At 75.4% G+C, this 24,367-nt stretch carries 24 protein-coding genes; 14 read left to right on the top strand and 10 right to left on the bottom strand.

Features of this window, described 5'->3' with window-relative positions:
* The first annotated feature begins 4 nt into the window (after positions 1-4).
* The 3 genes from leuD (at position 5) to ACFHW0_RS04385 (ending at position 3,492) form a co-directional block, all read left to right on the top strand.
* Positions 5-592, top strand: coding sequence for a 3-isopropylmalate dehydratase small subunit (gene leuD, locus ACFHW0_RS04395; RefSeq protein ID WP_416605595.1), 588 nt, complete (start codon positions 5-7; stop codon positions 590-592).
* A 172-nt stretch (positions 593-764) separates the two neighbouring features.
* Positions 765-1,391 (top strand): HU family DNA-binding protein, encoded by a 627-nt coding sequence (locus ACFHW0_RS04390; protein ID WP_416605593.1) that lies wholly within the window; start codon positions 765-767, stop codon positions 1,389-1,391.
* Positions 1,392-1,521: 130 nt separating this feature from the next.
* Positions 1,522-3,492 carry an endonuclease/exonuclease/phosphatase family protein gene (locus ACFHW0_RS04385; RefSeq protein WP_416605592.1) on the top strand — a complete coding sequence of 657 codons (1,971 nt, stop codon included), beginning with the start codon at positions 1,522-1,524 and terminating at the stop codon, positions 3,490-3,492.
* 54 nt (positions 3,493-3,546) lie between these two features.
* Here ACFHW0_RS04385 and ACFHW0_RS04380 read toward each other — a convergent pair whose 3' ends face one another.
* From ACFHW0_RS04380 to cofC, 4 genes are read right to left on the bottom strand one after another with little or no spacing between them, the layout of a single operon-like run.
* Positions 3,547-4,515, bottom strand: coding sequence for an NUDIX hydrolase (locus tag ACFHW0_RS04380; RefSeq protein ID WP_416605591.1), 969 nt, complete (start codon positions 4,513-4,515; stop codon positions 3,547-3,549).
* Between the two features lie 24 nt (positions 4,516-4,539).
* Positions 4,540-6,864: an RNA degradosome polyphosphate kinase gene (locus ACFHW0_RS04375; protein ID WP_416605590.1), complete on the bottom strand. Its 2,325-nt coding sequence runs from the start codon at positions 6,862-6,864 to the stop codon at positions 4,540-4,542.
* Positions 6,865-6,917: 53 nt separating this feature from the next.
* Positions 6,918-7,115: a cold-shock protein gene (locus ACFHW0_RS04370; protein ID WP_416605589.1), complete on the bottom strand. Its 198-nt coding sequence runs from the start codon at positions 7,113-7,115 to the stop codon at positions 6,918-6,920.
* 21 nt (positions 7,116-7,136) lie between these two features.
* Positions 7,137-7,772, bottom strand: coding sequence for a 2-phospho-L-lactate guanylyltransferase (gene cofC, locus ACFHW0_RS04365; protein WP_416605588.1), 636 nt, complete (start codon positions 7,770-7,772; stop codon positions 7,137-7,139).
* Positions 7,773-7,900: 128 nt separating this feature from the next.
* On the opposite strand from cofC, the gene ACFHW0_RS04360 reads away from it, so the two are divergent.
* The 5 genes from ACFHW0_RS04360 to ACFHW0_RS04340 all read left to right on the top strand — a co-directional run bounded on the left by ACFHW0_RS04360 (position 7,901) and on the right by ACFHW0_RS04340 (position 12,730).
* Positions 7,901-8,638: a lysophospholipid acyltransferase family protein gene (locus ACFHW0_RS04360; RefSeq protein ID WP_416605587.1), complete on the top strand. Its 738-nt coding sequence runs from the start codon at positions 7,901-7,903 to the stop codon at positions 8,636-8,638.
* Positions 8,635-9,633: an NAD(P)H-dependent glycerol-3-phosphate dehydrogenase gene (locus ACFHW0_RS04355; RefSeq protein ID WP_416605585.1), complete on the top strand. Its 999-nt coding sequence runs from the start codon at positions 8,635-8,637 to the stop codon at positions 9,631-9,633. The genes ACFHW0_RS04360 and ACFHW0_RS04355 overlap by 4 nt, the downstream gene beginning before the upstream one ends.
* Positions 9,634-9,638: 5 nt before the next feature.
* The gene (locus tag ACFHW0_RS04350) at positions 9,639-10,757 is read left to right on the top strand and encodes a cystathionine gamma-lyase (RefSeq protein ID WP_416605740.1); all 1,119 of its coding nucleotides are present in this window, start codon (positions 9,639-9,641) and stop codon (positions 10,755-10,757) included.
* On the top strand, positions 10,754-11,545 hold the full coding sequence (locus tag ACFHW0_RS04345) for a putative protein N(5)-glutamine methyltransferase (RefSeq protein ID WP_416605584.1): 792 nt from the start codon (positions 10,754-10,756) through the stop codon (positions 11,543-11,545). The genes ACFHW0_RS04350 and ACFHW0_RS04345 overlap by 4 nt, the downstream gene beginning before the upstream one ends.
* 132 nt (positions 11,546-11,677) lie before the next feature.
* Positions 11,678-12,730, top strand: a complete 1,053-nt coding sequence (locus tag ACFHW0_RS04340; RefSeq protein ID WP_416605583.1) for an ROK family protein — start codon at positions 11,678-11,680, stop codon at positions 12,728-12,730.
* Between the two features lie 174 nt (positions 12,731-12,904).
* On the opposite strand, the gene ACFHW0_RS04335 is transcribed toward ACFHW0_RS04340, so the two are convergent.
* Both ACFHW0_RS04335 and ACFHW0_RS04330 read right to left on the bottom strand, forming a co-directional pair.
* Complete coding sequence (locus ACFHW0_RS04335; protein WP_416605582.1) at positions 12,905-13,105, bottom strand: DUF397 domain-containing protein; 201 nt, start codon at positions 13,103-13,105, stop codon at positions 12,905-12,907.
* Between the two features lie 4 nt (positions 13,106-13,109).
* Positions 13,110-13,955 carry a helix-turn-helix domain-containing protein gene (locus tag ACFHW0_RS04330; protein WP_151455423.1) on the bottom strand — a complete coding sequence of 282 codons (846 nt, stop codon included), beginning with the start codon at positions 13,953-13,955 and terminating at the stop codon, positions 13,110-13,112.
* Between the two features lie 279 nt (positions 13,956-14,234).
* Here ACFHW0_RS04330 and ACFHW0_RS04325 point away from each other — a divergent pair, with 279 nt between their 5' ends.
* Positions 14,235-14,453 (top strand): hypothetical protein, encoded by a 219-nt coding sequence (locus ACFHW0_RS04325; protein ID WP_151455422.1) that lies wholly within the window; start codon positions 14,235-14,237, stop codon positions 14,451-14,453.
* A 115-nt stretch (positions 14,454-14,568) separates the two neighbouring features.
* Here ACFHW0_RS04325 and ACFHW0_RS04320 read toward each other — a convergent pair whose 3' ends face one another.
* Positions 14,569-15,852 (bottom strand): ATP-binding protein, encoded by a 1,284-nt coding sequence (locus ACFHW0_RS04320; protein ID WP_416605580.1) that lies wholly within the window; start codon positions 15,850-15,852, stop codon positions 14,569-14,571.
* A 195-nt stretch (positions 15,853-16,047) separates the two neighbouring features.
* Here ACFHW0_RS04320 and ACFHW0_RS04315 point away from each other — a divergent pair, with 195 nt between their 5' ends.
* Positions 16,048-17,154: a D-alanine--D-alanine ligase family protein gene (locus tag ACFHW0_RS04315; RefSeq protein ID WP_416605578.1), complete on the top strand. Its 1,107-nt coding sequence runs from the start codon at positions 16,048-16,050 to the stop codon at positions 17,152-17,154.
* 106 nt (positions 17,155-17,260) lie between these two features.
* Here ACFHW0_RS04315 and ACFHW0_RS04310 read toward each other — a convergent pair whose 3' ends face one another.
* Positions 17,261-17,905: a DUF3515 family protein gene (locus ACFHW0_RS04310; RefSeq protein ID WP_416605577.1), complete on the bottom strand. Its 645-nt coding sequence runs from the start codon at positions 17,903-17,905 to the stop codon at positions 17,261-17,263.
* On the bottom strand, positions 17,906-18,139 hold the full coding sequence (locus tag ACFHW0_RS04305) for an Lrp/AsnC ligand binding domain-containing protein (protein WP_091621086.1): 234 nt from the start codon (positions 18,137-18,139) through the stop codon (positions 17,906-17,908).
* Between the two features lie 126 nt (positions 18,140-18,265).
* Here ACFHW0_RS04305 and ACFHW0_RS04300 point away from each other — a divergent pair, with 126 nt between their 5' ends.
* Together ACFHW0_RS04300 and ACFHW0_RS04295 are read left to right on the top strand one after the other, a co-directional pair.
* Positions 18,266-19,204, top strand: coding sequence for a thiamine-phosphate kinase (locus tag ACFHW0_RS04300; RefSeq protein WP_416605575.1), 939 nt, complete (start codon positions 18,266-18,268; stop codon positions 19,202-19,204).
* A 29-nt stretch (positions 19,205-19,233) separates the two neighbouring features.
* Entirely contained in the window at positions 19,234-19,701 is a 468-nt protein-coding gene (locus ACFHW0_RS04295) for a GNAT family N-acetyltransferase (protein WP_416605574.1), read from the top strand.
* 241 nt (positions 19,702-19,942) lie between these two features.
* On the opposite strand, the gene rpmB is transcribed toward ACFHW0_RS04295, so the two are convergent.
* Positions 19,943-20,134: a 50S ribosomal protein L28 gene (rpmB, locus tag ACFHW0_RS04290; protein WP_088963534.1), complete on the bottom strand. Its 192-nt coding sequence runs from the start codon at positions 20,132-20,134 to the stop codon at positions 19,943-19,945.
* 293 nt (positions 20,135-20,427) lie between these two features.
* On the opposite strand from rpmB, the gene ACFHW0_RS04285 reads away from it, so the two are divergent.
* Together ACFHW0_RS04285 and recG are read left to right on the top strand one after the other, a co-directional pair.
* On the top strand, positions 20,428-22,044 hold the full coding sequence (locus ACFHW0_RS04285; protein ID WP_416605572.1) for a DAK2 domain-containing protein: 1,617 nt from the start codon (positions 20,428-20,430) through the stop codon (positions 22,042-22,044).
* On the top strand, positions 22,041-24,242 hold the full coding sequence (gene recG, locus ACFHW0_RS04280; RefSeq protein ID WP_416605570.1) for an ATP-dependent DNA helicase RecG: 2,202 nt from the start codon (positions 22,041-22,043) through the stop codon (positions 24,240-24,242). The genes ACFHW0_RS04285 and recG overlap by 4 nt, the downstream gene beginning before the upstream one ends.
* Positions 24,243-24,367: the final 125 nt, after the last annotated feature.

Raw genomic sequence — 24,367 nt, 5'->3', positions numbered from 1 at the left:
CCAGATGGAGAGGTTCACCACCCACACGGGCACCGCCGTGCCGCTGCGGCGCTCCAACGTGGACACCGATCAGATCATCCCCGCCGTGTACCTCAAGCGGGTGACCCGGACCGGTTTCGCGGACGGCTTGTTCAGCGCCTGGCGGGAGGACCCGGAATTCGTGCTCAACGATCCCGTCCATTCCGGGGCGTCGATTCTTGTGACCGGTCCGGAGTTCGGCACGGGCTCCTCCCGCGAGCACGCCGTCTGGGCGCTGCGCGACTGGGGCTTCCGTGCCGTGATCTCACCCCGTTTCGGCGACATCTTCCGGGGCAACGCCCTCAAGGAGGGTCTGCTCCCGGTCGAGCTGGAATTGAAGGCGATCGAGCAGATCTGGGACCTGGTGGAGGCCGACCCGACCACCCCGGTCACCGTTGACCTGACCGCCCGCGAGGTGCGTGTCGGCGAGGCCGTCTGGTCGTTCCCGATGGACGACTTCAGCCGTTGGCGGCTGCTGGAGGGCTTGGACGACATTGGACTCACCCTCCGCCACGAGTCGGAGGTCAGCGCCTTCGAGGCCACGCGGCCGCCGTTCCTGCCCTCGGTCGCATAGCCGTACGCCCGATCCCACAGCGGTTTCCGCCCCCGCCGGTCTCACCGGTGGGGGCGAATCCGTTGCGACACAAGGGCTTTTTTCGACCGAATGTTTGTGTCCCGGCAGCACAGGGCATACCGTGCGCGCAGAATGGCTCGCGTCGAGTCAGTTGCACAATCGGGAGGAAGTCGTGAACAAGGCCGAGCTCATCGAGGCGCTCGCCGTTCGCCTGGGGGACCGGAAGACGGCGACGGCCGCGCTCGACGCGGTCCTCGCTGAGGTCCAGGCGGCGGTCACCAAGGGCGAGAAGGTGGCGATCACCGGATTCGGAGCGTTCGAAAAGCGCGTCCGGGGCGCCCGAACAGCGCGCAACCCGCGGACCGGCGAGGCGGTGAAGGTCAAGAAGACATCCGTCCCGACCTTCCGGCCCGGCGCCGGATTCAAGGAGATGGTGGCCAGCGGCAAGGTGCCGAAGGCCACGGCGGCGGCGAAGAAGACCACGGCGGCCGCCGCCAAGACCACGTCCGCCGCCAAGACCACCTCGGCGGCCAAGACGACGGGTGCCAAGGCCACCGGGGCGAAGGCGACCGGGGCCAAGGCGACCGCGGCGGCCAAGAAGGCCCCCGCGGCGAAGGCGACCAAGACCACCGCGGCGAAGAAGACCGCGACCACCAAGGCCGCCCCGGCGAAGAAGACCACCGCGGCGACCAAGGCCACGGCGGCGAAGAAGACCGCCGCGACGGCGAGCAAGAGCGCGGCGGCGAAGAAGGCGCCGGCCAAGAAGGCGCCGGCCAAGAAGGCCGCGGCCAAGCGCTGAACCCAGCGGTACGAGGAGGGCGTCCACCGACGGTGGGCGCCCTTCGCCGTGTCCACCCCGACCCGTTGACCCCGACCGTGCCCCGCCCGCAGAATCGCCGCACCCCTTCCGGTCGGCGAAAGGCAGCCCGGTGCGCTACCGCCACCTCACCCCCGTCACCCTCGCCCTCGGCGTCGTGCTCCTGGTCGACGTGCTGCGCGTCTTCCTGCCGGCGGTCATCACCATCTTCGGTCAGGCCGCCTCGACCCCCGCCGAACTGCTGGGGGCGTTCGCGTTCGGCTGGTTCCTGCTCGCCCTGGCCGCGCCCGCGCTGATCCGTCGGGTGGGCGCCCGCCCCGTCACGCTCGTCGCCGCGGTGCTGCTGGTCGTGGCGCGGCTCGCCGTCAACGGCCAGCCGGGCGGGCGGCTCCAGCTCTGGCTCGCCACGGCCGGGCTGCTCGCCGGGCTGGTCTGGCTCGCCGGTGTCGCCGCCGGCACCGACCGCCCCGTACCCGGGTTGGCGCTCGGGCTGGCGGTCGGCGCCCTGCTGCACACGGTGCTGGACACGTACCGCTCGGCGTTCTTCGGGGACTGGCCGGCGTGGCTCGCGGTCGTCGGGGTCGCGGGCCTCTTCCTGGCGGGGCAGGTACGACCCGCGCCGCCGGCCGGGGCGGGCGGCGTACGGAGCTGGCTGCTGGCCGGGCCGGCGCTGCTGCTCGCCGGCATGGTGGCGCTCTCCCCGGCGGTCGCCCGGACGGCGGCGTCGTACCAGTTCGGGCTGCTGCGGTCGGATCCCGCCGACGAGGGCGGCGTGGCCACGGTGCCGCTGTTCGGCCCCGCCCCGCTCGCCGTGGCGGTCGGCGGGTTCCTGCTCGCCGCGCTGGCCCCGCCCCGCCGGGGCGCCTGGCGGTGGCTCGGGCCGGTGGCCCTGGTCGGCGGGGCCGTCCTCGTCGCCCTCGGCCGCGGGGAGCTGCTGCTGCCGGCGGTCCTGCTCACCGCCGTCGGTCTGGGTGCGTGCCTGGCGTCGGCCGGCGCGGCCGACGGACGGGGCGACGCCGACGAAGCCCGGGCCCAGGTCTCCGACGGCGGCGGGCCGGACCCGACCCGGGCGGTCGGCGGCGGGCAGGACGCGGCACGGGCGGCCGGGCGGCGTGGGTACGCCGCCGTCGCCGGGATGCTCGTCTTCGCCGTCGCGGCGGTGGCCTACTACTCCGCCTACGACCTCGGCCATCCCAACGCCGGGGTGCCGGTGGCGGTGGCGGTGCTGGTCGCCGCCGTCGCCCTGGCGACCCGGCCCACCCCGGGGCCGGTCCGGTCGCCGTTGCCGCCGGTGTGGACGGCCGCCTCGGCCGCCGTACTGACGCTGCTGGCCGCGGTCGCGAGCGACGAACTGCTGTCCGCGACCAACCGGGACGGGCCGCCGGAGACGGTGCGGGTGGCGGCGTACAACGTCCGGATGGGCTTCGGGATGGACGGCCGCTTCGACCCGGACGCGCTGGCGCGGGCCGTCGCCGGTGCCGACGTCGTGGCACTCAGCGAGGTGGACCGGGGCTGGCTGCTCAACGGCGGCCACGACACGCTCGACCTGCTGGCGGAGCGGTTGGACATGCCGTACGTCTTCGCGCCGGCCGCCGACCCGCTCTGGGGCGACGCCGTGCTGAGCCGGTGGCCGCTGGACGCGGCGCGGACCCGGCCGCTGCCGGCGGTCGGCGCGCCCACCGGGGCGCAGGCCCTCGGCGTCACGGTCGACCTCGGCGCGGGCGTCCGGCTCGCGGTGGTCGCCACCCACCTGCAACCGCCGCCCGGCGAGGACCCGGTGGTCCAGGCCCGTGCGGTCGCCGACTTCGCCGTGCGGTACGCGGCCGGCCGGCCCCTGGTGGTCGCCGGCGACCTGAACACCGAGCCGGGCGACCCGGCGTTCGCCGAGTTCACCAAGGCCGGTCTGGTCGACGCGCTGGCCGCCGCCCGCCCCCTGCCGACCAGCCCGGCGGACGCCCCGCGCCAGCAGATCGACCACGTCTTCGTCACGCCCGACCTGGCCGCCGGTGACGCGGCGGCCCCGCCCGGGACGGCCAGCGACCACCTGCCGGTCGCGGTGACGCTGACCCTGCCGCCGGCCTGACCCGCCGCCCGCCCGGGGGCGGTCAGGAACGCCGGGGCCCCGGCGGTCGCGCGGTCAGAGGCGGTCGCCGGAGAGCAGGCGGTCGCCGGCGAAGGCGAGCAGCCAGCCGCCGCCCTTCGGGGTGGTGAAGTCGCCCGGCCGCCCGCTGAGCCGGGCCAGGGCGCCCGGGATCACCTTGCCCTGGCTGCACACCCCCACCGGCTCGCCGGTGGCCGCCAGCGCGGCCAGGCGGGCGGCGGCGGCCAGCGCGCACTCGTCGGGCTGCTGGCCCGGACGCGGCTCGTCCAGGTCGCCGTCGACCTCGATCGGCAGGTCGAGCAGCGCCGCCGCCGGGTCGAGGGTCTGTACGCAGCGGCGGGCCGAGGCCGACAGCAGGCGTACCGGGCGGACCAGCGCCACCAGCGGGGCGAGCGCGTGGGCCTGTGCCCAGCCCCGGGCGTCGAGCGGCCGGCCGGTGTCCGGGCCCGACCAGGTGGCCCGCTTGCCGGCGTGGGCGTGCCGGACCAGCGCCACCGTCGCGGTGACCGTCGGCAGGGCCGCGAACGCGGCCAGCACCTCGGCGTCGTGCGGGTAGCTGACCAGCCGGATCGCCTCGTCCACGCCGAGCCAGCGCACGTCGTCGACCTCGGTGGCCGGTTGGAAGCCGCCGGTGGCCGCCGCCCGCATCGACCAGTAGTCGACCACCTTCGGGCGGCCCTCGCTGCGGTAGCGCACGGTGGGCAGCCGCACCTGCGGCACCGCCCGGACGTCGGTCTCCTCGGCCACCTCCCGCACGGCGGCGCGCAGCGGGTGCTCGCCCGGCTCCAGCTTGCCCTTGGGCAGCGACCAGTCGCCGTAGCGGGGCCGGTGCACGAGGCAGACCAGCACCCCGCCGCGCGGTACGGCGGCCGGTCCCTCGACCGGCCCGGGGTCGTCGGCGGGGCGCCACACCACACCGCCCGCCGCCCGGATCGGGGGCGTGGCGTCGGGGAACCCGGCCAGCCGGCCCCGGCCGGGGCCGGCCGCGTCCCGCTCATCCAGCATCAGGTCAGCCTATGCGGGTACCGGTCAGCCCGCCGTGCCACCGACGCGACGCAGCAGCAACTCCTGGAGATGGACCCGCGGCTCCTCCGCCGTGCCGGTACGCCGGCTCCAGGTGCCGTCCGCCGCCAGCTCGAACGCGTCCACGTCGGGGCTCATCGCGGCGGTCAACACGTGGTCCAGTTCGGCCCGGGCGACGGGGTCGCTCACCCGCACGAGCGCCTCGACCCGGCGGTCCAGGTTGCGGTGCATCAGGTCCGCCGAGCCCATCCAGAACTCGGCGTCGCCGTTGTTGCCGAACCGGAAGATCCGGGAGTGCTCCAGGAACCGGCCCAGGATCGAGCGGACCCGGATGTTCTCCGACAGGCCGGGCACCCCCGGTCGCAGCGTGCACATGCCCCGGATCACCAGGTCCACGTGGACGCCGGCCCGGGAGGCCCGGTAGAGCGCGTCCGTGATCTCCTCGTCGACCAGCGAGTTGACCTTGATCTGCACGAGCCCGGGCATGCCCAGCCGCACGTGCGCGATCTCCCGCTCGATCCGTTCGATCAGGCCGCGGCGGATGCCCTGCGGGGCCACCAGCAGCCGGCGGTACGCGGTCTGCCGGCTGTAGCCGGTGAGGACGTTGAACAGGTCGGTCAGGTCGGCCCCGACCTCCGGGTCGGCGGTGAGCATGCCGAAGTCCTCGTAGAGCCGGGCGGTCTTCGGGTGGTAGTTGCCGGTGCCGATGTGGCAGTAGCGGCGGATCTGGTTGCCCTCCTGGCGTACCACCAGGGCGGTCTTGCAGTGCGTCTTGAGCCCGACCAGGCCGTAGACGACGTGGCAGCCGGCGCGTTCCAGCTTTCGCGCCCAGCCGATGTTGGCCACCTCGTCGAAGCGCGCCTTCAGCTCGACCAGCACCACCACCTGCTTGCCGGCGGCCGCCGCGTCGACGAGCGCGTCCACGATCGGGGAGTCGCCGCTGGTGCGGTAGAGGGTCTGCTTGATGGCCAGCACGTCCGGGTCCGCGGCGGCCTGCTCGATGAAGCGCTGCACGCTGGTGGCGAACGAGTGGTACGGGTGGTGCACCAGGATGTCGCCGTCGCGCAGGGTCGCGAAGACGCTGCGCGGCACCTCGCCCTCCGTGAGGCGGGGGTGGGTGGCCGGCACGAACGGCGGATCCTTCAGGTCCGGGCGGTCGGCCTCGTCGTAGAGCTGCCAGAGCGCGGAGAGGTCGAGCAGGCCGGGCACCCGCAGCACCTCCTGGTCGTGCATGTCCAGCTCGCGCACGAGCAGCTCCAGCACGTGGTCGGAGATCGAGGCGGCCACCTCCAGCCGGACGGGCGGGCCGAACCGGCGCCGGGCCAGCTCCCGTTCCAGGGCCTGGAGCAGGTCCTCGTCGCGGTCCTCGTCGACCTCCACCTCGGCGTTGCGGGTGACCCGGAACAGGTGGCACTCGACCACCTGCATGCCGGAGAAGAGCTGCCCCAGGTGCACCGAGATCAGGTCCTCCACCGGCAGCATCCGTACGCCCGGCAGGCTGCGGTGCACCCGGACGAAGCGGGGCACGTTGTTCGGCACCTTCACCCGGGCGAAGAACTCCGAGCCGCCGTCCGGGTCGCGCACCGCCACCGCGAGGTTGAGCGACCGCCCGGAGATGTACGGGAAGGGGTGCGCCGGGTCCACCGCCAGCGGGGTCAGCACCGGGAAGATCTGCTCCCGGAAGTACGTGCGCAGCCGCTCCCGCTCGGGGTCGTCCAGGTCGGCCCAGCGCAGGATCCGGATGTCCTCGGCGGCCAGCTTCGGCAGCACCTCGTCGGTGAAGCAGGCCGAGTGCCGGGCCACCAGCGTCGCGGCCTTCCCGGCGACCAGCTCCAGTTGGGTGCGCAGCGGCATCCGGTCCCCGCCGCGTACCGGCAGGCCGGCCTGGAGGCGGCGCTTCAACCCGGCGACGCGCACCATGTAGAACTCGTCGAGGTTGCTGGCGAAGATGGCCAGGAACTTGGCCCGCTCCAGCAGCGGCGTGCCCGGGTCCTCCGCGAGCGCCAGCACCCGGGCGTTGAAGTCGAGCCAGGAGAGCTCCCGGTTGAGGAAGCGGTCCTCCGGCAGCGGCTCCGCCGTGGGGGCCTCGTCCCCGAGGTCGGGCGCGGGCGTCGCCGCCGCCTCGGCCGGCGGGCCGGGCGCCGGGTCCAGCACCTCCTCCAGGCCGGCGGAGGCGCTCGCCGCGTCGGTCCCGGCGGCGTCCGGCGCGGGGCCTCCGGCGGGTGCGTCGGCGTGGAACCGGCCGTCGGCGCCCCGGGACCGGGTGCCGTTGCGGGGTGCGGCCGGGGCGGTGGGCGGTCGGTTGGCGGGGTGCTTGCGAGGGGTGCTCACCTGCCCATAATCACCCGGATGCGGTTAACGCAAAATGAACTTCGACCAGCCGCTCAGGCCATCGTCGGCAATGTCACCCGGACCACCGCGCCGGTGACGTCGGTCTCGACGCGCAACCGCTGGCCGAGGCGGAGCAGCCGCAGGCCGGAGGCGTCGAACGCCCGGGCCGGGAAGGCCAGCTCGGTGCCGTCGTCGAGGAGCAGCGTCCCGCTGCGGGTCGCCGCGTCGTAGGTGGCCACCGTGCCCTGCATGCCCCGCACGCTACACGCCCCTCAGGCCGGGCAGCCGGCGGCGGCCAACGCGGCCGTGCGGGGCCCCAGCCCGAGGCGGGCCGCCGCCGCCAGGTCGTCGGCGGTGTCCACGTCCCGGCGCAGGCTCGGCCAGTCCCCGGTGAGGGCGAGCGCCCCGCTCGCGGCGTGCGCGTCGGCCGAGCCGACCCCGAAGCGGGGATCCAGGGCCACGCCCGGCGGCGCGGCCAGCAGCACGGTGCCCCGGCCGGGGGCGTCGGCCACGTACCGGCGTACGCCCGGGGGCGCGGCCTGCGCCGCCCGCAGCGCCGCCGCCAGCTCGGCCGGGCGTAGTGCGGGCAGGTCGGCGGTGAGCCCGGCCACCCAGCCGCCGCCCGCGGCCGACGCGCCGTGCCGGAAGGCGGCGTTCAGCCCGGCGCCGGGGGCGTCGGGCAGCGCCCGGGCGCCCGCGCGGCGGGCGGCCTCGGCCACCCGGGCGTCGTCGGTGACGACCAGCACGCCGGCCACCGCCGGGCAGGCCCGCACCGCGGCGACCGTGTCGGCGGCCAGGGCCAGCGCCAGTTCCTCGTGCGGTACGGCCGGCAGCGCCCCCCGCAGCCGGCTCTTCGCGGCGGCGAGGCGCTTCACGGGCACCACCACTGTCCACCTCGGCTGACTCACACCGCCATCCTGCCAGCCGTACGGCGGTACCCTCTCTGGCCGGACCCGGGTCGAGCAGGCATGATTTCCGCTGCGGGCGTCACCGGGTGCGGATCCGGTGCGGGTCGGGGCGGCACGAGGAGGCGCGGGTGACACGGCGGAGGCTGGGGTTCTGGCAATGGTTCGCCGTGGTGCTGGTCAAGCCGGTGATGACCGTCTGGACCCGGCGGACCTGGCGCGGCATGGAGCACCTGCGCGGCGACGGCGGCGTGATCATCGTGCCGAACCACATCTCGCACGCCGACCCGCTCGTCGCGGCGCACTTCGTCTACGACTCCGGCCGCTGGCCGCAGTTCCTCGGCAAGGCCAGCGTGTTCCGGGTCCCGGTGATCGGTTGGATCCTGCACCGGTGCCGGCAGATCCCGGTCGAGCGGAACACGGTGGACGCGGTGCGGTCGCTGGAGCACCTCGTCGCCGCGCTCGACCAGGGCGGCGCCGTGGTGATCTACCCGGAGGGCACCATCACCCGCGACCCGGAGCTGTGGCCGATGAAGGGCAAGACCGGCGCCGCCCGGCTCGCGCTCGCCACCGGGGCGCCGGTGGTCCCGGTCGTCATGTGGGGCCCCGAGCGGATCTTCGACCCGCGCCGCTCCCGCCTGGACCCGCGCCCCCGGATCCCGGTGACCGTGGTCGCCGGGCCGCCCGTCGACCTGGGCCGGTGGGCCGGGTCGACCCCGACGAAGGCCGTCCTCGAGGAGATGACCGACACCATCATGCTGCGCCTTCGTGACATGCTCACCGAGATCCGGGGCGGCACCCCGCCACCACTGTGGGAACGGACGGCCCGCCCTGCCGGCGAGCGGCGGCGGCCGGAGGCGGCGGCGTGAGCGGGCACGTCGCGGTCCTGGGTGCCGGCTCGTGGGGCACCGCGTTCGCCAAGATCCTCGCCGACGCCGGGCGGGACGTCACCGTCTGGGCCCGCCGCCAGGCGGTCGCCGACACGATCCGCGCCGAGCGGCGCAACCCGGAGTACCTGCCGGACGTGCCGCTGCCGTCCCGGGTCACGGCGACCGGGGACGCGGCCGAGGCGATCACCGGGGCGGAGGTGGTGGTGCTGGCCGTGCCGTCGCAGACGCTGCGCGGCAACCTGGCCGAGTGGACCGCGCACCTGCACTCCGACGCCACCCTGGTGTCGCTGATGAAGGGCATCGAGCTCGGCACCACCAGGCGGATGAGCGAGGTGATCGTGGAGACCGCCGGGGTGGCGGCGGACCGGGTGGTGGTGGTCTCCGGCCCCAACCTGGCCCCGGAGATCGCCGCCGAGCAGCCCGCCGCGACCGTGGTCGCCTGCACCGACGCCGACCGGGCGACACTCGTGCAGCGCTCGATCACCACGCCCTACTTCCGCCCGTACACCAACGACGACGTGATCGGCTGCGAGCTGGGCGGCGCGGTGAAGAACGTGATCGCCCTGGCGTACGGCATCGCCGTGGCGATGGGCTTCGGCGACAACACCCGGGCCATGCTCGTCACCCGGGGACTGGCCGAGACGGCCCGGCTCGGGGTGGCACTGGGCGCCGACCCGCTCACCTTCGCCGGCCTGGCGGGAATGGGCGACCTCGTCGCGTCCTGCTCGTCGCCGCTGGCCCGTAACCGCACCTTCGGCGAGCACCTGGGCCGGGGCGCGACCCTGGAGGAGGCCCGCGTCGCCACCCGGCAGACCGCCGAGGGCGTCAAGAGCGCGCTGGCCCTGCGCGACCTGGCCCGGGCGCACGCGGTGGAGATGCCGATCACCGAGCAGGTCGAGCTGGTCTGCCACGAGGGCATGGACCCGCGGCTCGCCGTCGAGGCGCTGATGAGCCGCACCACCAAGCCGGAGTGAGTGACATGCCCGAGCACCAGGACGGCACCCGCTGCGTCCGCGCCGGCCTGCCCGAGCCGGCTCCCGGCCAGCCGTTCCTGCCCGGGCCGGTGTTCGCCGCGCCGTACCACCTGGACCCGTGGGCGGGGCCGGCGGCGGCGCCCGACGGCTACGGCCGGCCGGACAACCCCACCCGGCGGCTGCTGGAGGCGGCGGTCGGGGAGCTGGAGGGGGGCGACTGCCGGGTCTTCGCCAGCGGGCAGGCCGCGATCACCGGGCTGCTGCTGACGGTGCTGAGGCCGGGGGACACCGTGGTGCTCCCGTCGGACGGGTACTTCGCCGTCCGGGCCTTCGCCGCCGACACGCTGGAGGGCAGCGGCGTACGGGTCCTCCTCGCCCCGACCGCGGGCCCGCACCCGGCCTTCGACGGCGTACGCCTGGTGCTGCTGGAGACCCCGGCCAACCCGGGACTGGACGTTGCCGACGTGGCGGCGCTGGCCGCCCGGGCGCACGCCGCCGGCGCCCTGGTCGCGGTCGACAACACCACGGCGACGCCGCTCGGGCAGCGCCCGCTCGACCTGGGCGCCGACGTCGTGGTGGCCTCCGGGACGAAGGCCCTCACCGGGCACTCCGACCTGCTGCTCGGCTACGTCGCGACCCGCTCGGCCGAGCTGCGGGACGCGGTCACCGCCTGGCGGAACGTCACCGGGGCGGTGCCGGGCGCGTTCGACGCCTGGCTCGCGCACCGGTCGCTGGCCACCCTGGACCTGCGGCTGGCCCGGCAGACCGCGAACGCGCAGGCCCTCGCCGGGCTGCTCGCGGGGCGCGACGACGTGACGGGGCTGCGCTGGCCGGGGCTGCCCGGCGACCCGGCCCACGCGGTGGCGTCGGTCCAGATGCGACGGGTCCCCGGGGTGCTCTGCTTCGACCTCGGCGACGCCGGGCGGGTGGCGCGGTTCCTCGACGCGGCCCGGCTGGTGGCCGCGGCCACCTCCTTCGGCGGCCTGCACACCACCGCCGACCGGCGGGCCCAGTGGGGCGACGACACCCCGCCCGGCTTCGTCCGGCTCTCCTGCGGGGTCGAGGACGCCGTCGACCTGGTCGCCGACGTGGCCGCCGCGCTGGACGCGAGCCAGGGCGCGTGACGGTCGTTGCGTTCCGCCCCGACCGGCCCGCCCTCGTGCACCGGCTGCGCGCCGCCGGCTGCGTCTACGCCGAGGACGAGGCCGAACTGCTGATCGCCGCCGCCGACTCGGCCGAGGCGCTCGCCGGCCTGGTCGACCGCCGGGTCGCCGGGCTGCCGCTGGAGCACGTGCTCGGCTGGGCCGAGTTCTGCGGCGAACGGATCGCCGTCGACCCCGGCGTGTTCGTGCCGCGTGCGCGTACCGCCCTGTTGGTCGACGCCGCCGTCGCGGTGACCGGCCCGGCGGCGGCCGTGGTGGACCTGTGCTGCGGCTCCGGCGCCACCACGGTGGCGTTGGCCCGCCGGCTCGCGCCGCGCTGGCTGGCCGCCGCCGACGTGGACCCCGCCGCCGTGGCCTGCGCGCGACGCAACCTCGACCCGCTGGCCGTGCCGGTCTTCGAGGGCGACCTGTACGACCCGCTGCCGGTGCGCCGGCGGGGCCGGCTGGACCTGGTGCTGGCCAACGCCCCGTACGTGCCGACGGCGGCGGTGGCGCTGATGCCGCCGGAGGCCCGGCTGCACGAGGCGCCGGTGGCCCTCGACGGCGGCTCGGACGGGCTGGCGGTGCTGCGGCGGGTCGCCGAGGGCGCGGCGCGCTGGCTGGCCCCGGGCGGGCACCTGGTGGTGGAGGCGGGGGAGACGCAGGTGGACGCCCTGCTGGCGGCGCTGACCGCCGTGGGCCTGCACCCGTGGGTGACCCGGGACGACGACCGGAACGCCACTGCAGTGACGGCCCGCCGCCCGGGCTGACCCGCGGCGCCGTCCTCCCCAACGCGCTGACCCGGCCGCCAGCCGTCACCCGGCGTCAGCCGGCGTGGCCTGGCGGGGGCGGGGTAGGGGAACTAGCCTCACGGCAGGCGCGACGGCGGAAGGCGGGATGTCGTGAGTGGTGCGGACGTGTCGGTGGTCGTCGGGCTGGACAACGGGGGCACCAGCAACAACGCCACGGTGCTCACCGTGGACGGCCGGTTCCTCGTGGACGGTCTGGTGGAGAACCCGAGCGAGGTGCGCGCCGGCCCGGCGGCGGCGATCGAGGCGCTGGCCCGCGCGTTCGACGGGGTGCTGGCGCTGACCGGGGTGCCCCGCGCGGCGGTGCGCGCGGTCGGGCTGGACACGCCGGGGCCGGCGAGCGCCACCGGCGTGATCTCCTCCCGCGGGTCGACCAACTTCTCCCAGCCGGCCTGGCGCGGCTACGACGTGCGTACCGCGCTGGAACGGCGGCTCGGGCTGCCGGTGGTCTATCACAACGACGGGAACGCCGCCGCGCTCTACGCCCACCACGCGCACTTCGGCGCGGAGGCGATGCGCCGCTCGTCGGTGTCGGCCATCGTCGGCACGGGGCTGGGCGGCGGTGTGGTCGAGGCGGGCCGGGTGGTCGCCGGGGCGGCCGGGATGGCCGGCGAACTGGGGCACGTGCACATCCCGCTGAGCGGGCTGCTCGCGCCGGACCAGCCGGTGCCCACGTGCGCCTGCGGCTTCGCCGGGGACGCGGAGAGCGTCGCCTCGCTGACCGCCATCGGGCGGAACCTGCTGCCGTACTGGCTGGGTCGGTTCCCCGACCACCCGCTGGCCGTCGAGCCGCCGGAGCGGGCGGCGAAGCTGGTCCGGGGCTACGGGGAGCGCGGCGACGCGCTGGCCCGGGAGGTGTTCACCCAGCAGGCGATGGCGCTGGGTCGACTCTTCACCGTGGCGGCCAACTTCACCGATCCGCACGCGTACTTCGTCGGGGGCGGGGTGGTGGAGGCGGCCCCGGAGTTCCGGGACTGGTTCCTCGCGACCGTGCGCGAGCACACCGTGCTGCGCGAGGAGCAGGCCGCGTCGGCCATCTTCGCCCTGGTGCCGGAGCGGGACATGGCCGGCGCCCGGGGGGTGGCCATCGCGGCGCTGGAGGTGCTGCGCGCCGGTCCCGCGCCCCGCCCGGTGGTCGCGGGCTGACCCGCCGCTCTCCGCCGCGCAGACCGACCACCCGCCTCCGTCCGGGCAGAGCTCCCGGGCGGGTGGCAGAGACCCCGCCGGGCGACGGCCCCACCGGCTCCCAACGGTGGGACCGCCGCCGGCGAGGCACCGGCGCGACGTGTCAGCGGCGCGCCGGCGCCTCCGGAGGGGGGGTCAGTGTCCGGGCGGCGCCCCGACGAAGGCGGCCCAGGCGGCCGGCGGGAAGAGCAGCGCGGGGCCGGACGGGTCCTTGGAGTCGCGGACGGCGACCGTGCCCGGGACCACCGCCATCTCCACGCACGCCCCCTCGTCGCCGCTGTGGCTGCTCTTGCGCCACCGCGCCACGGCCAGCGCCGCGCTGATCGTCGGTGTCATGGTCCTACCGTCCCTTCAGGAGTTGGAGGAGCTGGTCGCGGCTGTCCGCCGGGCTGAGCGCGACGGTCCGCAGATGCTCCATGATCTTGGTGCAGGTACGCAGGTCGCCCGGTCGGTCGAGGACCATCTGCCCGGCCACCGTCTCCACCGAAGCGATGATCGGGTCCTCCGGGTCTGCGAACTCCAGGATGTGCAGCGAGCCCCGGGTGCCCCGGTGGTAGCCGGCGGCGAGCGGGATCACCTGGACCGTGATGTTGGGCAGCTCGCCCATCTTCACCAGGTGGTGCAGCTGCGACTCCATCACCGACCGGTCGCCGACGGGCCGCAGCAGCGCGCCCTCGTCGATGATGGCGTCCAGGATCGGCGGCTGGTCACTGATGAGCCGCTGCTGCCGGTCGAGCCGGAACTGGACCCGCTGCTCCACCTCGTCGTCGCGGAGGGTGTGCGGGCCGCCGCGCATCACGCCCCGGATGTAGTCGGCGGTCTGCAACAGCCCCGGCACCACCGAGGGCTCGAAGTTGGCGATGCCGGTGGCCTCGGCCTCCAGCGCGATGAAGTCGATGGTGCGCCGGTCCAGCAGGTGCGAGTACGACACCCACCAGCCGGGCTTGCGGGCGTCCTTGGCGAGCTGCACGGCGGCGGCGACCTCGTCCGCGCCGACCCCGTAGAGGGTGAGCAGGGCGCGCACGGTGGCGGGGCTGACCAGCGTCTGCGCGTTCTCGTAGCGGGACAGGGTGCTGCGGGTGCTGCTGATCTCGTCCGCCGCCGCCTCCAGCGTGAGGCCGGCGGCTTCCCGGTGGGTGCGCAGCGCGATGCCCAGTCGCCGGGCACGGGCGGTCTTCGGAGCCATGCATCGATCGTCGCACATCTTCCCGGGAAGGTGTAGATGAGAGAACGTCGATGAGAGTTGCATTCATGGCTGTGGACATGTCAATCTGTCATCGCGTCCTCACCGCCGGTTGTCGTGGCGACGGTGGTGGTGAGTGACCGGAGGGGATGGGGCGCGCGGCGATCGGGTTTCTCCCCCGTACCCGATCGCCGCGTGCCACGCCCCGTGGCCCGCCAGCCGGAAGGGACTCGACGTGCGTACTGCCCGACAGGCCCGCACCGACCGACCCGGCGGGCACCGATGACGCGGTTCCTGGTGGTCCTCACCGACGTCCGACCGACCGAGGGTGCCGGCCGCGACGAACGCAACTGCCCCGAGCGCCGCCGTCAGGTGGTCGGGGCGAGCAGCCGGGAGGCGGCGGACCGGATCGCGGGCGCGTTCATGGCGCTGGGCATGGTGCGGGCCGGCCGGCAGCGGGTGAAGGTGATCGCGATCGGCCGGCGGCACGCGCGCGGCTGACGCCGCCGGGGGCGGTGCGGTCGCCGGAGGCGGCCCCGCCGGGTGGAAGGGCCGCCCGGCAGGCGGCCCGGCCCGGCGGGAGGCGCGGCCCGGCGCCCCGCCGGGCCGTCCGGCGTCAGAGCATCCTGCGCCGCTTCAGGTAGGCGACCAGGTCGTCGTAGACGCCCCCCTCGTTGGCGAACATCGCCACGTTGCGGGCGGTGGCCATCCACGGCTTCGTCGACGGCCGGACCTCCTTGACCGCCCGCTCCAGGTCCCGGTGCTCGATCATCCGCACCTCGCCGGTGCGTACCGAGTCGGCCATCGCGAACTCGGCGGCCGTCTCGCACAGGTGGGCCAGGTCGGCGCCCGAGTAGTCCTCGGTGGCCGCGACGATCTTCCGCAGGTCGATCCCCGCGATCGGCCGCTCCCGCAGGTGGTACTCCAGGATGGAGCGGCGCGCCTCGGCGTCCGGCGGCAGCACCAGCACCACCCGGTCGAGCCGCCCGGGCCGGCGCAGCGCCGGATCGACGTCCCACGGGGTGTTGGTGGCGGCCAGCACGAAGACGCCCTCGTTGCTGCCCTCCATCCCGTCCAGCTCCGCCAGCAGCTGGTTGCCCAGCGTCCGCATCGAACTGGAGCCGACCTGCGAGCGCTTGTGCCCCAGCGCGTCGACCTCGTCCAGGAAGAGCACGCAGGGCGCGTTGCGGCGGGCCGCCTGGAACAGCTCGTGCAGGTTGCGCTCCGAGTTGCCCATCCACATGTCCAGCACGTCGACGATGGAGAGCGAGATGAACTTCGCGCCCATCTCCCCGGCGACCGCCCGGGCCAGGAACGTCTTGCCGCAGCCGGGCGGGCCGTAGAGCATCAGGCCGCCACGGAGGCTCTTGCCGTACATCCTGCGCAGTTCCGGGTTGCGCAGCGGGCCGAGGAAGGCCAGCTCCAGCCGCTCCTTGACCGCCGACATGCCGCCCACGTCGGCCAGCCGGATGCCGGAGGTCTCCACGTCGTACACCCGGTCGGAGTGGCCGGCGACGGGCTCCGGCTCGTCGCCGGCGCGGGCGAACCGCGGCGGCACCACGTCGGCCAGTTCCTGCTCGTAGGCGGCGAGGGGATCGTGGTCGGCGGTCGCGGCGGAACCGCCGGGCCCGGCCGGCGCCGGGCGCTGCGCCGGCGGTCGCGGGTCCGCCGGGGGCGGCGTCGGCGGCGGGGGTACGGAGCCGCCCAGCGCCCGCTGCATCAGCGCCTGCGCCTGGCCGTTGCCCGGATCCCGGGCGAGGGCCTGCCCGACCTGCGCGATCGCCTCCCCGGCCCGGCCGGCGTCCAGCAGCAGCGCGGCCAGGTGCAGGCGCAGCGGCAGGTCGTCGGGGCGGGCGTCCAGGGCCGCCGTCAGGGACTCGATGAGGGGATCAGCGCTCATAGGACGTGCAGCGTAGTGGGCGCCCGGTGCCGTCACCGCCCCGTACGGGCGATTACGGAACGTATATCCTTTGTTGACCGAATGCCGCGACGCTTCGGCTGTCCCCGGGTATCGGCATCCGGCGCCCGCCACGCACAGTAAGGTCAACCGGGTGAGCGCCACGACCGGAGCAGTCGCGTACGAAGAGGTGACGCAGTGACCACCCCAGGCAGGACCCGCGTGGCGATCGTGTTCGGCGGCCGCAGCCCGGAGCACGGCATCTCCTGCGTCAGCGCCGGCAGTGTCCTCGGCGCCCTCGATCCGGACGAGTTCGAGGTGGTGCCGGTGGGCATCACCCGGGCCGGCCAGTGGGTGCTGACCAGCGGAGACCCCGGCCAGTTGGCGATCAACGCGCGCCGGCTGCCGGAGATCACCGCCGAGTCGGGCACCGACATCGTGCTGCGCGCCGACCCGACCGGCAACGGGCTCATGGTGCTCGACCCGACCGAGGGGCCCCGGGCGCTCGCCGACGTCGACGTGGTCTTCCCCGTGCTGCACGGCGCCTACGGCGAGGACGGCACCATCCAGGGCATGCTGGAGATGGCCGGCATCCCCTACGTCGGGGCGAACGTCTTCGCCTCCGCCGCGGCCATGGACAAGGAGTTCACCAAGAAGCTCTGCGCCGCCGAGGGCATCCCCGTGGGCCCGTACGCGGTGCTGCGCAACGGGATGACGCTGAGCGAGGCGGACAAGGAGCGGCTCGGCCTGCCGGTCTTCGTGAAGCCGTCCCGGGCCGGTTCATCGTTCGGCATCAGCAAGGTCGACGACTGGGCGGACCTGGACGCGGCGGTCGCCACCGCCCGCGCCATCGACCCGAAGGTGCTGATCGAGGGCGCGGTTGTCGGCCGCGAGATCGAGTGCGGCGTGCTGGAGGGCGAGGCCGGCGGCGCGCCGGAGGCGTCCGTGCTCGCCGAGGTGCGGGTGGTCGGGGACTACGACTTCTACGACTTCGAGGCGAAGTACATCGACTCCGAGTCCGCCTGCGAGTACGACATCCCCGCCGGCCTGCCGGAGCGGGTGACCCGCCAGGTCCAGGAGTATGCCGTCCGCGCCTTCACCGCGCTCGACTGCGCCGGACTGGCCCGGGTCGACTTCTTCGTCACCCCGGAGCTGGACGTCTACCTCAACGAGATCAACACCATGCCGGGCTTCACCCCGACGTCGATGTTCCCCCGGATGTGGGCGGCGTCCGGGCTGGAGTACCCGAAGCTGGTCAACCGCCTCATCCGCACCGCCCTGCACCGCGGCGTCGGCCTGCACTGAGCCGCTCGCGCGGGGGAGGGCACCTTCCCCGGCGACCGACGCACAGGAGGACGCCCTGCCCGGCCCCTGCCCGCGCACGCGGGACGGGGCCGGGGCGGAGACGGGGTCAGGCGCGGCAGCCGCTCGGGGTGTCGGCGACGGAGGGCACCGAGGCCACGATCGTGTCCGAGACGGGGGCCACCCACTGCAACCCCTGCCCGTAGAAGTGCGGCACGCGGACGGTGACGGCGGTCTCCCGGTCCATGGTGGTGAGCACGGTGGCGTCGCGTTCCTCGCTGGCGTACCAGCAGACCCGGTTGACCGTCCAGACGTGGTCGGTGTCGTCGACGGCCGGCTTGGCCCCGCCGCAGGCGACGGTGACCGCCGGGTCGCCGTACGCGGCGTTCTGTTCCGGGCCGGCCGTGACCGGGCGCTGCGGGAGGTCGTTGACCGTGGGCGGCAACTGCGAGAGCAGGGCCCGGCAGACCGTGGCGGGCCGTTCGGCCAGCGCCGGCGCGGCCATCTCGACCGGGGCGGTGGAGCGCGGGCCGGCGCTGGTGGCGGTCGCGCTCGGCGTGGCGGCGGGCTCGGCCCGCTCGTCGGGGGAGAGTTGGGCGAACGCGAGCCCGCCCACCAGCACGGTGACCGGCAGCGCGACCAGTGTCGCGATCAGCGCGGCGCCGCGTGTCGTGCGGTCGCGGGCCGGCCGGTCGGGGGTCACCTCGTCCGGCTGGGCGGAATCGGTCACGGGAGAGTCAGTGATCTTGTCCACTTACAGGCGCACCACCGAACACGTGAGGGTGCGGGTGATGCCGGGCACCATCTGCACGTTGCTGACGATGAGTTTGCCGAGCTCGTCGACGGTGTTCGCCTCGGTGAGCACCACCACGTCGTACGGCCCGGTGACGGCGTCGACGCGTACCACGCCGGCAAGATCCGAGATGAGACCGGCCACGTCACGCGCCCGGCCGACCTCGGTCTGGATGAGGATGTACGCCTGTACCACGACTCGACCTCCGTCCGTCGCCGCCTGCGGAGCGGCCCGAAGGGAGAAAGTACCTTACGGACCAGGTCTGATCCCTATCGGTGGTCAAGGAGAAGCGGTGAGCGAGCAGGACGGCGGAGGGCCGGTATGAGTGTCGCGGGGGTCGGCGAGTTCGGGCTGATCGACCGGGTGACCGCCCGGTTGTCGTACGGATCGACCGTTCTGCTCGGTCCCGGGGACGACGCGGCGGTGGTGGCCGCCCCGGACGCCCGGGTCGTGGCCTCGACCGACGTGCTGGTGGAGGGGCGGCACTTCCGGCGGGACTGGTCCGGCGCGCGTGACGTCGGCCACCGGGCGGCGGCGGCCAACCTGGCCGACATCGCCGCGATGGGGGCGCAGCCGACCGCGCTGCTGGTCGCGCTCTGCATGCCGCCGGAGCTGGCGCCCGGGTGGGCCGAGGAACTGGCCGACGGGCTCGCCGCGGAGGCGGCGAAGGTCGGCGCGAGCGTGGTCGGCGGGGACATGTCGGCCAGCCCGACGTTGACGATCGCGGTCACCGCCCTCGGCGACCTCGGCGGCCGACCGCCGGTGACGCGCTCCGGCGCGCGGCCCGGGGACGTGCTGGCCCTGGCCGGCCGCACCGGGTACGCGGCGGCCGGGCTGACCGTGCTCTCCCGGGGCTTCCGCACGCCCCGGCTGCTGGTCGAGGCGTACCGGCGGCCCGAGGTGCCCTACCCGGCGGGACCGCACGCCGCCCGGCTCGGCGCCACCGCCATGATCGACGTGTCGGACGGGCTGCTCGCCGACCTCGGGCACGTGGCGAAGGCCAGCGGGGTAGCCGTGGACGTGCGCCGGGACGCCTTCGAGGTGCCCCGGCAGATGCGCGACGCCGCCCAGGCCCTCGGCGTCGACCCGTACTCCTGGCTCCTCGCCGGGGGCGACGACCACGCGCTGGCCGCGACGTTCCCGTCGGCGGTGGCGCTGCCTGCCGACTGGCGGCCGATCGGGCGGGTGACGGCGGGCTCGGGCGTCACGGTCGACGGGCATCCGTACGACGGACCCGCTGGCTGGGACCACTTTCGGTAAGCACCGATCGGCGTCGTAGCCTTTACTCCGTGAGTGAGATCGAGATTCGGGTCGAGCGCTTCGACTCGCCGGTGGCGCAGCGGCTGATCCGCGCCGCGCTGGCTGACCTCGGCGCCCGGTACGGCGGCAGCGGCGACGAGACCCCGGTCGATCCGGGCGAGTTCGCGCCGCCCGCCGGGGCCTTCCTCGTCGCCCACCTCGGCGGCGAGCCGGTCGGTTGCGGCGGCTGGCGCAGCCACGGTGACGAGGGCGACACCGCCGAGCTGAAGCGGATGTACACCGCACCGGCGGCCCGGGGCCGGGGCGTGGCCCGGGCGGTGCTGGCAGCGGTGGAGCGCTCGGTCCGGGAACACGGGCGCAAGCGGATCGTCCTGGAGTGCGGTGACAAGCAGCCCGAGGCCGTTGCCATGTACACGGCGGCCGGCTACGAGCGCATCCCGAACTTCGGCTACTACCGGGACGCCCCGGGCTGCATCTCCTTCGCCCGCACGCTCTGACCCGTCCCGCGCCGGGGCCCGTCCGGCCCCGGCGCGGCCCACCCCGATCGCGCCGCCCGCGCAGGGGCGTCGGGCGGCCCACCGCCGGGAGGACGCTCACCTCGGTGCTCGGGCCGGTCGCCGAACCGCCGGTCGCCGAACCCGGCAACGAGCCGCGGACGGCGTCGCCCGGACACGACAGAGCCGGCGGGCCGTGTCGGCCCGCCGGCAATGACGAGTGTGAAGGGTGGGGCCTACCGCGTCAGGCGCGGGTGACCTTGCCAGCCTTGATGCAGGAGGTGCAGACCTGCATCTTCTTGGTGTTGCCGCCACCGGCCGGGGTACGCACCGACTGGATGTTCGGGTTCCAGCGGCGGTTGGTCCGCCGGTGCGAGTGGGACACGTTGTGGCCGAAGCCCGGTCCCTTGCCACAGACGTCGCACACGCTAGCCACGGGGTACTCCTGGGATTGAAACGTTCATGGGGTCGCCGCCAGGCGCAGCCCGGGCAACCTGGCCAGGTTACCCGATGACCCGAGGCCCGACCAACCGGCCCCGGACGCCGGCCCGAGGTGGGGGGCCGTCGCCGCGCGACGCGGTCCCGGTCGCCCGGTCCGCGTCCGTCCCCCGCGCCATCGCCGCGCGTGGGGACAGCCACGAGGATAGTGGGTGCGCGTGGCCGCCGGACACGCCGTGGGAGTCGCGCCGACCCCGGCGCGTGTCGGTGCGCGCCAGTAGGCTTCTCGCCGTGCTGGACACCCTCGACGCCGCCGCGGTCCGCCGTTGGTGCGCGGGCGGGCTGGTCGCGCTCAAGCGTCACCAGGGCGAGATCGACGACCTGAACGTCTACCCGGTGCCCGACGGCGACACCGGCACCAACATGGTGCTCACCCTCACCTCCGCCCAGCAGGCGCTCGCGATGGACCTCGGCACCCTCCCGGAGGACGGGTCCACCGCGCACGGGCACGCGTTGCGGCTGATGGCCCGGGGCGCGCTGCTGGGCGCGCGGGGCAACTCGGGGGTGATCCTGTCGCAGATCCTGCGCGGCTTCGCCGACGCCGTCGCCGCCGCACCCGCCGTGCGGGGGCGCGAGCTGGCCGCCGCCCTGCGCGACGGCACCGCCGCCGCCTACGCCGCGGTCGCCCGCCCGGTCGAGGGCACGCTGCTCAGCGTCGTCGCCGCGGCGGCGCACGCCGCCGAGCGGGCCGACAGCGACGACCTGCGGGCGGTCGTCCGGGCGGCGGCGGGCGGGGCGGCGCACGCGTTGGCGCGCACCCCCGAGCAGCTTCCGGCGCTGGCCCGGGCCGGCGTGGTGGACGCCGGCGGCCGGGGCCTGTGCCTGCTGCTCGACGCCCTGGCCGAGGTCGTGACCGGCGAGAGCCCCGAGCGGCCCGCGCCCGCGCCGCGCCCGGCCCGTCCGCCGGCCACCGCCGAGCGCGAGACCGGTTCCGAGGAGTACGCGTACGAGGTGCAGTTCCTGCTCGACGCCGGGCCGGAGGCGGTGGCCCGGCTGCGGGCCGAGCTGGCGGCCCTGGGCGACTCGCTGGTGGTCGTCGGCGACGGGAGCGCCGGCGCGGGCACCTGGAACGTGCACGTGCACGTCAACGACGTGGGCGCGGCGATCGAGGCGGGCGTGGTGGCCGGCCGGCCGCACCGCATCTCGGTGACCCGCTTCGCCGACCAGGCCGCACCGGTGTCGCCCCCCGTGGCGGCGGGCGGGCGCGCCGCCGTGGTGGTGGCCGCCGGCGCGGGCATCGCCGAGCTGTTCACCGGCGAGGGCGCGACGGTGGTGCCCGGCAACCCGTCGATCGGCGAGCTGCTGGACGCGATCCGCACCACCGGGGCGGCCCGCGTGGTGGTGCTGCCCAACGACCCGGACACGCAGGCGGTGGCGAGCGCCGCCGCCCGGGAGGCGCACGGGCTCGGTCTCAAGGTCAGCGTGGTGCCGACCCGCTCGCCGGTGCAGGCGCTGGCCGCCCTCGCGGTGCGCGACCCGGGGCGGCGCTTCGAGGACGACGTGATCGCGATGGCCGAGGCGGCCGGTGCCTGCCGATACGCCGAGGTCTGCTACGCCCGCCGCGAGGCGCTGACCGTCGCCGGCCCCTGCCGTCCCGGCGACGTGCTGGCGCTGGTCGAGGGGGAGGTGCACCTGATCGGGGCCGATCTGACCGACACCTGCGCCGCCGTGGTCGACCGGATGCTCGGCGGCGGCGGCGAACTGGTGACGCTGCTCTCGGGGGCGGACGCCCCCGACGGGCTGGCCGACGCGGTCCGCGAGCACGTCGGGCGGCGCTGGCCGTTCGTCGAGGTGCAGGCGTACCCGGGCGGGCAGCCGCACTATCCGCTCCTGGTGGGGGTCGAATGACGTCCGAGCCGGCCACGATGGACACGCCGCTGAAGAAGCTGGTCGGCGAGAAGACCGCGAAGGCCCTCGCCGGGCACCTCGACCTGCACACCGCCGGCGACCTGATCTACCACTTCCCGCGTCGCTACGACGAGCGCGGCGAGCACACCGACATCCGCGCGCTCGACGTCGGCGAGCAGGTCACCGTGCTGGCCCAGGTGCAGCGCACCGCCGTACGCCCGATGCGCCAGCGCCGGGGCAACCTGCTGGAGGTGACGGTCGGCGACGGCTCGGGCGGCACCCTGACCCTGACCTTCTTCGGCAACCAGGCCTGGCGGGAGCGGGAGCTGCGCCCCGGCCGGTGGGGGCTCTTCGCCGGCAAGGTCACCGAGTTCCGGGGCAAGCGGCAGCTCAACGGCCCGGAGTACGTCCTGCTCGGCGAGGGCGGCGACGGCGAGGCGGCGGTGAGCGAGGAGATCGAGGAGTTCGCCGGCGCGCTGATCCCGGTCTATCCGGCCGCCGCGGCGGTGCCCACCTGGGTCATCGCCCGCTGCGTCCGCGTGGTGCTGGACACCTTCACCGCGCCGGAGGACCCGCTGCCCGCCACCCTGCGCGCGAGCCGCAACCTGGGTGGCATCGGCTCGGCGCTGCGCGAGATCCACCGGCCGTCCAGCAAGGAGGCGCTCTACCGGGCCCGGCACCGGCTCAAGTGGGACGAGGCGTTCGCCGTGCAGCTCACCCTGGTGCAGCGCAAGCACCGGGCCGCCGCCTGGCCCGCCCGGCCCCGCCCGGCGAAGCCCGGCGGCCTGCTCGACGCCTTCGACGCCCGGCTGCCCTACGAGCTGACGCCCGGCCAGCGTGACGTGGGCGTGGAGATCGCGGCGGACCTGGCCACGGCCCACCCGATGCACCGCCTGCTCCAGGGCGAGGTCGGCTCCGGCAAGACGGTGGTCGCGCTGCGCGCGATGCTCCAGGTGGTCGACGCGGGCGGGCAGGCCGCGCTGCTGGCCCCGACCGAGGTGCTGGCCGCGCAGCACCACCGGGGCATCCTCGACCTGCTCGGGCCGCTCGGGCGGGCCGGCGAGCTGGGCGCGGCCGACGACGCCACCAGGGTCGAGCTGGTCACCGGCTCGCTGGGCGCGGCGGCCCGCCGGCGCGCGCTGGCCGAGGTCGCCAGCGGCGCCGCCGGCATCGTGCTCGGCACCCACGCCCTGCTCTACGAGGGCGTCGACTTCGCCGACCTCGGCCTGGTGGTGGTCGACGAGCAGCACCGCTTCGGCGTCGAGCAGCGCGACGCGCTGCGCGCCAAGGCCGAGCAGCCGCCGCACGTGCTGGTGATGACGGCCACCCCGATCCCGCGCACGGTGGCGATGACCGTCTACGGCGACCTGGAGACCTCCACCCTCTCCCAGCTGCCGCAGGGCCGCTCGCCGATCGCCTCGCACGTGGTGCCGGCCGCCGAGAAGCCGGCCTTCCTGGACCGGGCCTGGCGCCGGGTGCGCGAGGAGGTGGCGGCCGGGCACCAGGCGTACGTCGTCTGTCCGCGCATCGGCGACGGCCCGGCGAGCGAGGAGGAGCCGCCGCCGGAGGACGACAACGGGCGGCGGCCGCCGATGGCGGTCACCGAGGTGGCGCCGCTGCTCGCCGAGGGGCCGCTGCACGGCCTGCGCATCGGCGTGCTGCACGGCCGGCTGCCGGCCGACGAGAAGGACGCGGTGATGCGCTCCTTCGCCGCCGGCGACCTCGACGTGCTGGTCGCCACGACCGTGGTCGAGGTGGGCGTCAACGTGCCGAACGCGAGCGTGATGATCGTGCTCGACGCCGACCGGTTCGGCGTCTCCCAGCTGCACCAGCTGCGCGGCCGGGTCGGGCGGGGTTCCGCCCCCGGCCTCTGCCTGCTGGTCACCGAGGCGCTGGAGGGCACGCCCGCGCGGGAGCGGCTCGACGCGGTGGCCTCCACGACCGACGGGTTCAAGCTCGCCGAGCTGGACCTGGAGCAGCGCCGGGAGGGCGACGTGCTGGGCGCCACCCAGTCGGGGCGCCGTTCGCACCTGCGGCTGCTCTCGCTGCTGCGCGACGCCGACCTGATCCGCGACGCCCGGGCCGAGGCGATCGCCCTCGTCGAGGAGGACCCGGAGCTGGCCCGGCATCCGGCGCTGGCCGCGTCGGTGGCCGCCCTGGTCGACGAGGAGCGCGCGGAATACCTGGAGAAGGGCTGACGCCGGGCCGACCGGCACCGTGGCCCGGCCGCCAGCGATCCACGCCGGCCGCCAGCAATCCACGCCGGCCGTCAGCGGTCACGGCGGCCCCGTAACGGGTGAGGGCGCGCCGACCGCATGGTCGG

This window comes from Micromonospora sp. LOL_025, from assembly GCF_048060285.1.
GTDB lineage: Bacteria > Actinomycetota > Actinomycetes > Mycobacteriales > Micromonosporaceae > Micromonospora.
This window is presented reverse-complemented; position numbering and strand designations above follow the sequence as displayed.